The sequence below is a fragment of the Chryseobacterium sp. CH21 genome (assembly GCF_004119445.1).
Lineage (GTDB): Bacteria > Bacteroidota > Bacteroidia > Flavobacteriales > Weeksellaceae > Chryseobacterium.
Map to the genome: position 1 here is coordinate 1 of NZ_QICI01000100.1, position 8825 is coordinate 8825.

General features: G+C 35.6%; 8 protein-coding genes and 1 pseudogene. 1 reads left to right on the top strand and 8 read right to left on the bottom strand.

All coding sequences use genetic code 11. The annotated features are described in order from the left end of the window. Window positions 1-86: 86 nt before the first annotated feature. The 8 genes and pseudogenes from ribA to BOQ62_RS24345 all read right to left on the bottom strand — a co-directional run bounded on the left by ribA (window position 87) and on the right by BOQ62_RS24345 (window position 7133). Window positions 87-683 carry a GTP cyclohydrolase II gene (ribA, locus tag BOQ62_RS20630; protein ID WP_129042243.1) on the bottom strand — a complete coding sequence of 199 codons (597 nt, stop codon included), beginning with the start codon at window positions 681-683 and terminating at the stop codon, window positions 87-89. Between the two features lie 18 nt (window positions 684-701). Beyond that, window positions 702-1160 carry a hypothetical protein gene (locus BOQ62_RS20635; protein ID WP_129042244.1) on the bottom strand — a complete coding sequence of 153 codons (459 nt, stop codon included), beginning with the start codon at window positions 1158-1160 and terminating at the stop codon, window positions 702-704. Continuing rightward, window positions 1157-1771, bottom strand: a complete 615-nt coding sequence (locus BOQ62_RS20640; RefSeq protein WP_129042245.1) for a DUF4254 domain-containing protein — start codon at window positions 1769-1771, stop codon at window positions 1157-1159. Before BOQ62_RS20640 ends, BOQ62_RS20635 begins: the two co-directional genes overlap by 4 nt. 5 nt (window positions 1772-1776) lie before the next feature. Next, window positions 1777-1998 carry a twin-arginine translocase TatA/TatE family subunit gene (locus tag BOQ62_RS20645; protein ID WP_129042246.1) on the bottom strand — a complete coding sequence of 74 codons (222 nt, stop codon included), beginning with the start codon at window positions 1996-1998 and terminating at the stop codon, window positions 1777-1779. A gap of 31 nt (window positions 1999-2029) precedes the next feature. Beyond that, window positions 2030-3592 carry a peptidoglycan DD-metalloendopeptidase family protein gene (locus BOQ62_RS20650; protein ID WP_129042247.1) on the bottom strand — a complete coding sequence of 521 codons (1563 nt, stop codon included), beginning with the start codon at window positions 3590-3592 and terminating at the stop codon, window positions 2030-2032. Further along, the gene (locus tag BOQ62_RS20655; protein ID WP_129042248.1) at window positions 3589-4434 is read right to left on the bottom strand and encodes a DUF4292 domain-containing protein; all 846 of its coding nucleotides are present in this window, start codon (window positions 4432-4434) and stop codon (window positions 3589-3591) included. The genes BOQ62_RS20650 and BOQ62_RS20655 overlap by 4 nt, the downstream gene beginning before the upstream one ends. A 105-nt stretch (window positions 4435-4539) precedes the next feature. Further along, window positions 4540-5556 (bottom strand): sugar phosphate nucleotidyltransferase, encoded by a 1017-nt coding sequence (locus tag BOQ62_RS20660; protein ID WP_129042249.1) that lies wholly within the window; start codon window positions 5554-5556, stop codon window positions 4540-4542. Between the two features lie 150 nt (window positions 5557-5706). Continuing rightward, window positions 5707-7133, bottom strand: a pseudogene (locus tag BOQ62_RS24345) (oligosaccharide flippase family protein). 100 nt (window positions 7134-7233) lie between these two features. Here BOQ62_RS24345 and BOQ62_RS20670 point away from each other — a divergent pair. After that, window positions 7234-8571: a dihydroorotase gene (locus BOQ62_RS20670; protein ID WP_129042250.1), complete on the top strand. Its 1338-nt coding sequence runs from the start codon at window positions 7234-7236 to the stop codon at window positions 8569-8571. The last annotated feature ends 254 nt before the right edge of the window (window positions 8572-8825 follow it).

Consider the following 8825-nt stretch of genomic DNA (forward strand, 5'->3'; position numbering starts at 1 on the left):
ATTAAAATGTTTTTGTTGATTTCAGTAATTAAAAAAGCTCCAAAAATATATATTTTTTGGAGCTTTTTAATATTTACTTTATAAAATTAGTTATCATTGTCATCCAGTAGATGTCCAAAGAAGTCTTTTTTGGTTTGCAGATATCCTTTACTTATTTCGTTAGCCGGAATCTGTAACGGTACTCTTGAATTAAGGTGAATATTGCTGTCTACAACATATTTTACCTTTTCAGGATTATTGGTCAGAAGGTTGATATCTTTTACATCCAGCAGATTAAGGATTTCAATGGCTACGCCAAAGTTTCTGTCATCAGCAGGAAGTCCCAGTTCAAGATTGGCCTGAACAGTGTCCAAACCTTTTTCCTGTAGGGAATAAGCCTTCAGCTTGTTGATGATCCCGATGTTTCTTCCTTCCTGTCGAAGGTAGATGATAATTCCACCGTTTTCATGGATATATTTCATTGCAGCATCTAATTGCTGGCCACATTCACATTTTTTTGAATGGAAAACTTCTCCGGTAATACATTCTGAGTGGAAACGAACATTCACTGGTTTTGAGAAATCTGTATTTTCTGCTACAATGGCCATGTGAGGCATCCAGTCGTTAACGTTTACGGAGAAAGCTATCATTCGGAAAGTACCGTGCTCTGTAGGAACATTGGCTTCCGCCTGAATTTTAATCATTGATTGTTCAAATTGGTTTTAACTTCCTGGCAAAGCATCTTCAATAACAGAAATATTGGTTTTTAAACGAACCAGATATCTGTTGAGAACTTCATCGTCATCTCTGTCAAGATTCTGCCTTAGCTTTTGAATTTTTTTGTAAGATTTTTCAAAGCTTTTAAGGGCTCTGCTTTTTCCTGTAGAGTTGTTGGCATCAATAGCATATAAATAATTCTGAAGGCTGTATTTCAAGCTTGTAACCTCATCATTCAAACCATTGTTTTTAAACTTGGGAAAGGTAGAGATCATGTTTGAAATTTCAGAAGCATTTACATTCTCTTTAATATTGATATTAAAATTCTTCTTTGAGCCTCTATCGGAATCAGAACCTTTGGTATCACTATAAAAATTATTTGACAACGGAGAAAGGTTAAGTTTTTCCGTTGCGCAGGAAGATGTTAATATGATAAGTACTCCAAGAAAAATTAGTCGTTTCATTTCTGTTGCCCTTTTTGATAAAGGATTGGGTTAAGACTTTCATCGTTATACATTTTCATTTGTTTGTATACCTTCATCTTAACGTTACCGTTTTCAATATCAGCTAGCAACTGATCTATAGAAGTTGACAGATCCTCTTTCTGAGTAAGCAGAACATCCAGTTTAGCCTGGCAGTTGTTTCTGTGTTCTTCAGAAGCAGATTCTCTATTAGCCTCTAACGACATATGATAAACCTTTAATGCAAGAATTGATAACCTGTCTACTGCCCAAGCGGGAGTTTCCGTATTTATTTTTGCTTCAGGTTTAGGAGTTATATTTTCAAACTTATTAAGGAACCAGCCGTCAATATATTCTACCAGATCAGTTCTTTTCTGATTGGAGGCGTCTATTGTTCTCTTGAGTTGAAGAGCTTCAGCCGGATCAATATTTTCATCTCTAATTATATCTTCCAGATGCCATTGAACGGTATCAATCCAGTTCTTTGCATACAAAATCCGTTCCAAACTATTTTTTTCGAACGGGTTATTAATTAGAGTGTTAACGTCATCAGACACGTGATAGTCTTCAATAGCTTGATTGAAGACTTTCCATGCAGTCTCAGTAAATTTCATTAATTCTAAGGAATTTTAGTTACTTGAAGAATTATTATTGTTATCAGAAGATTTTTTTCAGCATCTGGCTTATCTTCTTCTTTTACCGCATCTTTAAATTCTTTTATTCCTGAACCTACTCCTCTCATTAATTCCGGAATTTTCTTTCCTCCAAAAAGTAATACTAAAAGTATTGCTACGATAAGGATGTGTTGCCAAGATAAGGCAAGTATAGTTAGTGTATTCATCTCTTAAAATTTTTGCAAAGTTACACTTTTTTTAATATGAAATCCAACCTAATGGATCAACTGGTGTACTTCCATTCCATACTTGGAAATCAAGCGTATAAGCGCCGTCAAAATCCTGAGCTATTGTACCTATCGGAGTTCCGGATGAAACCTGCTGTCCTTTGGAAACATTCGCATTGGATAAGTTGGAATAGATAGTAAAATATCCTCCGTGTTTAATAATAACGGTTTTTGTACCGTCACTGCTGGCTACTACCGAAGATACAGTTCCCGGGTATACCGATTTGGCACGTGTACCTGAAGGAACGGAAATTTTAATACCGGTATTGTCTTCAGATATGTTTTTGAAAACCGGATGTTGCTGTCTTCCGAAACGGTGCGTAATTTGTCCGGCTCTGTCTGCAGGATACCCCAGTCTTCCTCTGTTATCTGCAAAGCTGTTTCCAGTAGCGGTGGAAACTCCGTAGCTAGTCATAGCTTTTGATTCAGCTGCTTTTTTATCTTCTTCTTTTCTCTTGGCAAGCGCTGCTTCTGCGGCTCTTGCAGCAGCTAATTTATCTGCAGCGTCTTTAGCTCTTGCATTGGCTTCGTCTGATGCCTTTTTAGCAGCTACTCTTCTGGCTTCATCTCTTGCGTTAGCTTCAGCTTTCGCGGCATCTTCATTACGTTTTCTTTCTTCTTCAGCTCTTCTGGCTGCCAGTTCAGCTGCTTTTTTAGCTTCAGCTTCAGCGAGTCTTCTTTCTCTTTCTAAGGCTTCTGCTCTTGCTTTGGCTTCTGCTTCAATTCTTGCTTTTTCTCTTTCAGCAGCCAGTTTTGCTAAACGAATTTTTTCTGCTTCCGCCTTTTTTCTGGCTTCTTCCTCTGCTTTGGCAATTCTGATTTCCTCAGCAATGATGGCTCTGATCTGTCCTTCCAACGCTTTAGACTGAACTTGTTTTTGTTTAAGTTCAGCGGTTAGTTTAGATTCATTTTTCTTAAAGTCAGCTACCAGTTGTTCTTTTTGAGATCTTTCAGCATTAATTGTAGCTAGATCCTTCTGTTGGTTTACCAGAAGGTTTGCTTTTGCTTTTACAGAGTTTTGTTTTTGTGCGATTGTTTTCTTGATCAGATTGGCAGCATCGGTAATTTCAGCCGCTTTTTTATCCTGATAATCTGAATATTGTTTCAGATACTGTACTCTACGGATAGCTTCTCCCAAGTTTTTGGCAGAAAGAATAAAAGTTACTTTGTTCTGTACTCCTTTATTTTTATAAGCATTCACCAAAACCTCAGCATAGTTTTTTCTCAAAACAGCCAGTTCTTTATTCTGACGGTTGATTTCCAGCTGACGTAAATAGATGTCATCCTCAATGAATCTTTTTTCTTTCTGCGTATTATTATAAACCTTTTCTCTTAAAACCAATTTTTGGTTGACACTGGAAAGGTAAGCTACAGAAAGTTTGGATTCACTTCTGGTTTTGGCTAAATCGGTATTTATTTGTGCAATTTGTTTTTTAAGTTCGGCATTCTGCTTCTGCAGCTGTTCTTTGGTCTGCTGTCCCTGGTGCAGTCCGAACATCAAAACACCTATTAAAAAGCTAAATTTTTTAATCATTTAATCTCAATTTTCTTATAACTGGATGGTACAGAATAAGGTGTTTCCATCCTCGAAAAGTCAAATTTCGTATTTTCCATTAAAATTTGACTAGATTTTGAGCCTTTTATAATTATTTTAACATTTTTTGGAAGGCGGATTCCTTCGTATTCATTCCAGTCACTGTAAGAAATATCAAGCTCATCTGAAGATAAAATATCTTTTAAGTTGACACTTAACAGGTCATAATTGGTATCATATTGAAGAGCAATTTTATATTCCCTGTTCTTTTCATCTGTTACAATTTTCTGGTTGATGCTGGATTCCATTTTGAAGCCTTGTGCATTTTGGGTCAGATTAAATTGTCTGTCGTTGATTTTTACAAATGTTCTTCCTAATAAAATTTTCTCCAAAGATTTATAATCAATGAAGTTGACATTCAGTAGATTATTCAGATAATCAAAATCGGAATCTATATAGGTCTTATTGATTTTATCCTGTCCTTTGATCCCTTCAGGAGTGGCAATACCTCTTGCAGCATTGATGAACAAAGCCCTGAGATTCATCCAGACCTTTGTATCATTTTCAATATAGATGGTAGCATCCAGGGTAGGTACATAACTTCCCGTTTCTACCCGTACTTTGCTGTCGATTTTGATTTGCTCAAATTTTGGAGGAACTAATACATGTTCATAGAATGTGAGTTTATCTTTCACAGGTTCATTCACATCTTTTGGATTTCCATTGTCTTTTGTAGTATTAATGCTATCCCGTGTATGATTCGTATCATTTTGAGCTGTGGTACGGGTCTTACAGGATGATAAGGCAAGAAGTAATAAAAGAAACGGGATCCAATTTTTCATGTATTTATCTTTAATTAAAAAATACGGTGCAATATTAACGCCAAACCACACAAAATCTTTTGTGTGGCCTGATGATATCTTGTTTAAGTTAAATAATTTCTATTCTTATTTAGAAAGAAAATCCAAAACGGAGTAGTCTCCTAAGGAAATTTCTCTGGCAACTCCGAAATATTGTGCAGAATTACCAATCATAGAGTTAGAAAGGTTTCCATGATTAATTCTGGTGTTTTCCTGAATCAAAGAGTTCTCAATGTTTGAATTTACAACCGTGGTATTGTTTCCTAATGAAACTCCAGGACCTACTTTTGAATTGGAAATTTTCACATTCTCACCAATAAAGCATGGCTGAATGATCAGTGAGTTTTCAATCACAGCAGAAGCTGGATAATGCTTCATTTCTTCTTTTTCGTATTCAAGGATTTTGCTGTTGGTTTCTACTGTAGCATTTTTATTACCGCAGTCCATCCAATCATTTACTTTTCCTAGTGTAAACTTGGCTCCTTTAGCTCTAAGGTTTTCCAAAGCAGTTGTCAATTGGTATTCGCCACCATTTTTAATATCATTATCCATGATATAGTTGATTTCTTCCATTAGCTTTTCAGCACTGTTGAAGTAATAAATCCCAATGATCGCAAGATCTGAAACAAAAGTTTTAGGTTTTTCTACAAAGTCTGTGATGAAACCGTAGTTATCTAATTTTACCACTCCAAAAGCAGATGGATCTTCTACGCTTTTCACCCAGATGACACCATCTGAGTTTTTATCTAATTGGAAATCTGCACGGAAAAGAGTATCTGCAAAAGCAATCACAACATCTCCCTGCATAGACTGCTCAGCACATTTGATAGCGTGAGCGGTTCCAAGAGGATCATTCTGATAATAAATACTTCCTTTTGCTCCCAGTTTTTCAGCAATCTGAATAAGAGATTTTTCAATCTCAGGACCAAAATCTCCGATGATAAAAGCTACTTCTTCAATGTTTTCTCCTGCAACTTTAGCAATATCTTCCACCAATCTCTGTACGATAGGTTTTCCTGCAATAGGAATAAGAGGTTTTGGAACTGTTAATGTATGAGGACGTAATCTGGAACCACGTCCAGCCATAGGAACAATAATTTTCATAAATTATATAAAAGATGTTTTTATTAGTTGTTTTTTATATTAAGGTTAAAGATAATAATTAAAACTGTTGTTAGGTTATGATTTATATCTTTTAAATATTTGTTTAAATTGACGATAGGTTTTGTTTATTATCAAAATAAAGACCAAAGTTTAATTCTTTCTGATTCTCGATAAGATCAAATCCTTTTCAGAATAAATCAAAATTCCGGTGAAGGCCAAAAATAGTAAATTACTTGTTATAATGTTATAATCTAGATATTTTACTATAACGAAGCTGAAGACTCCCAGAAGGATCAGGAAGAAAGACATTTTCTTCATTCTGTAAGGAATGGGATAATATTTCTGTCCCAGCATATAAGACACAATCATCATAATAATATAGGCTCCGAATGTTGCCCATGCAGAACCAATCATGCTCTTGTAATAGGTTAGTGCTAAAAGGTTAAGTCCAATATTGATTCCTGCTCCAAGCCATGAAATGATAGTTCCCACACCCGTTCTGTCTGTTACTTTGTACCAGGTTGAAAAGTTATAATAGATCCCGAAACAAAGATTGGCAATAACAATGATCGGGATAATGTCTATAGCAATCCAATAAGATTTGTTCGGAATAAAGACAGCTTTCAGCCATGAAATGTTGGCAATAATTCCTAAAGCTACAGCACAAGCGAAAAATGCAAAGTATTCTGCAACTTTAGCGTAGGTTTTCTTGGCATCGCCTTTATCCATTTGTTTAAAAAAGAAAGGTTCAATACCCATTCTGTATGCTGTTACAAATAATGTCATCAGTACAGCCAGTTTATAGCATCCGCCATAAGCTCCTGCCTGTTCGTCTGAAATATAGTTTCTCTGGATGGATTTATCAAAGTTTTCATTCACCATAAAAGCCAGACCTGCCAGCATCAGCGGGAAAGAGTATTTGATCATACGTTTAAACAAAGAAGTCACAAACTGAAACCTTACTTTTAAAATAATAGGTAATAATAATAAAACTCCTAGAGCACTTCCTGCCAGATTACTGAAGAACGGATAATCTACATTCTGATCCAAACCAATACTTCTTGATATACTTTCCGGGATCCAGAAGAATAGAGCGGCTGTAAAACGGCCTGAAATATAGCCTGAACAACTCTTACCGCAGAATATTTGATAGGTTTATTATGAAAACGCAGCCATGCAAAAGGGATTACCAGTAAATTGTCGAAAAAGGCAATCAGAGCAAACCACCTGATGTATTCCGGGTTATCATGATAACCTAAATAATCTGCAATGGGCTGATTGAGTAAATAGCATAAAGCAAGAAAAACTGTGGACGTAGAAAACAGAAACCAGAATGAAGTATTGAAGGTTCTTTTCTCATTACCATCTTCGGCGGAAAATCGGAAATATGCCGTTTCAAAACCAAAAGAAAGAATGATATTCACAAATGAAATCCATGCGTAAAGCTGTGTGAAAATAGCAAAACCTTCATTGGGAATCTTATAGATCAAAAGTGGATTCAGTATAAATAATATAATTCTGGGTGCTATTGCCCCCGCTCCATAGATGATTGTCTGCCCTAATAGTTTTTTGTACAAAGTCGAAATTTTTTACAAATGTAAAACTTTAAGTATTCGTTTGGTGATTTTGGAGCTAATTAAAACTTAAAATCTTAATTTTGTGTGGAAATAAATTGAAATGAAAGTTCTTATAAAAAATGTAAATATCGTCAACGAAGGAAAAGTTGTTGAAAGCGATATCCTGATAGAAAATGATTTAATATCTAAAATAACCACTGGTATTTCTGAAGAGGCAGATCAGATTATTGACGGTTCAGGAAAGTATCTTCTTCCAGGAGTAATTGATGATCAGGTGCACTTCCGTGATCCTGGACTTACCCATAAAGGAGATATTGAAAGCGAGTCAAGAGCTGCTATCGCTGGGGGGATTACCAGTTTTATTGATCAGCCTAATACCGTTCCCAATGCTGTTACCCAGGAGTTATTAGCAGATAAATATGAGATTGCTTCCCAAAAAGCGTATGCCAACTACGGCTTTATGATGGGAGGAACCAATGATAATCTGGAGGAAGTTTTAAAAACAAATCCAAGAAATGTTCCGGGAATTAAATTATTCTTAGGCTCATCTACAGGAAACATGCTGGTAGACAATCCGGAAACGCTGGAAAATATTTTCAGCAATACTAAAATGCTGATCGCTGTTCACTGTGAAGATGAGGCAACCATCAGAGCCAATACTCAAAAATATGTGGATGAATACGGAGATGATATTCCTGTAAAATTCCATCACTTGATCAGAAGCGAAGAAGCATGTTATAAATCTTCGTCCAAAGCCATTGAACTTGCTAAGAAGACTGGGGCGAGACTTCACGTTTTCCACCTTTCCACAGCAAAAGAAATGGAACTTTTCAGAAATGACATTCCACTACAAGATAAAATGATCACTGCTGAGGTATGTGTTCATCACCTTACTTTTACCAATGAAGATTATGAAACAAGAGGAAATCTTATTAAATGGAACCCTGCTGTAAAAACCCAAAAGGATAAAGATGCCCTTTGGGAAGCTTTGCTGGATGACAGAATTGATGTGATTGCCACGGATCATGCGCCACATACTGCAGAAGAAAAGAATAATGTGTATACAAAATGCCCTTCAGGAGCACCTTTGGTACAGCATTCACTGGTGGTGATGCTTGAAAACTATAAAAACGGTAAAATATCTCTTGAGAAAATCGTTGAAAAGATGTGTCATAATCCGGCAATCCTTTTCAAAGTTGAAAAAAGAGGGTATGTAAGAGAAGGATATAAAGCAGATTTGGTTTTAGTAGATCTTAATGAAGATTGGACGGTTGCCAAAGATAATTTACTGTACAAATGTGGCTGGAGTCCATTAGAAGGAATGAATTTCCACTCTAAAGTTACCCATACTTTTGTTAATGGACATTTGGTGTATGACAATGGAAAAATTGCAGAGGAGAAATTTGGTGAGAGATTGCTTTTTGAGCCTAGAGATTAATAAGATATTATTAGGATAAATCAATATGAGCGGGCTTTAGCCTAGTCATGGTCGGAAGATTTTTTCTTCCGACTTTTTGTTTTTAGATATTCAATATTATTATTTTAATTAATTGATTATCAGCCATTTAATTTGTTTTATTATTTCATTTTTTGTATCTTTATTGCTGATAATCAATTGTTTATGTCAGTTTTTAAAGATCACAAAATATCACTTAAAGATGTTTTAGAATTTATTCCCGAAGCACTTTTAAG

Excerpts from the sequence above, each read along its gene's own strand:
- ribA (WP_129042243.1), bottom strand. The coding sequence starts at position 683 with ATGATTAAAATTCAGGCGGAAGCCAATGTTCCTACAGAGCACGGTACT.
- BOQ62_RS20635 (WP_129042244.1), bottom strand. The coding sequence starts at position 1,160 with ATGAAACGACTAATTTTTCTTGGAGTACTTATCATATTAACATCTTCC.
- BOQ62_RS20640 (WP_129042245.1), bottom strand. The coding sequence starts at position 1,771 with ATGAAATTTACTGAGACTGCATGGAAAGTCTTCAATCAAGCTATTGAA.
- BOQ62_RS20645 (WP_129042246.1), bottom strand. The coding sequence starts at position 1,998 with ATGAATACACTAACTATACTTGCCTTATCTTGGCAACACATCCTTATC.
- BOQ62_RS20650 (WP_129042247.1), bottom strand. The coding sequence starts at position 3,592 with ATGATTAAAAAATTTAGCTTTTTAATAGGTGTTTTGATGTTCGGACTG.
- BOQ62_RS20655 (WP_129042248.1), bottom strand. The coding sequence starts at position 4,434 with ATGAAAAATTGGATCCCGTTTCTTTTATTACTTCTTGCCTTATCATCC.
- BOQ62_RS20660 (WP_129042249.1), bottom strand. The coding sequence starts at position 5,556 with ATGAAAATTATTGTTCCTATGGCTGGACGTGGTTCCAGATTACGTCCT.
- BOQ62_RS20670 (WP_129042250.1), top strand. The coding sequence starts at position 7,234 with ATGAAAGTTCTTATAAAAAATGTAAATATCGTCAACGAAGGAAAAGTT.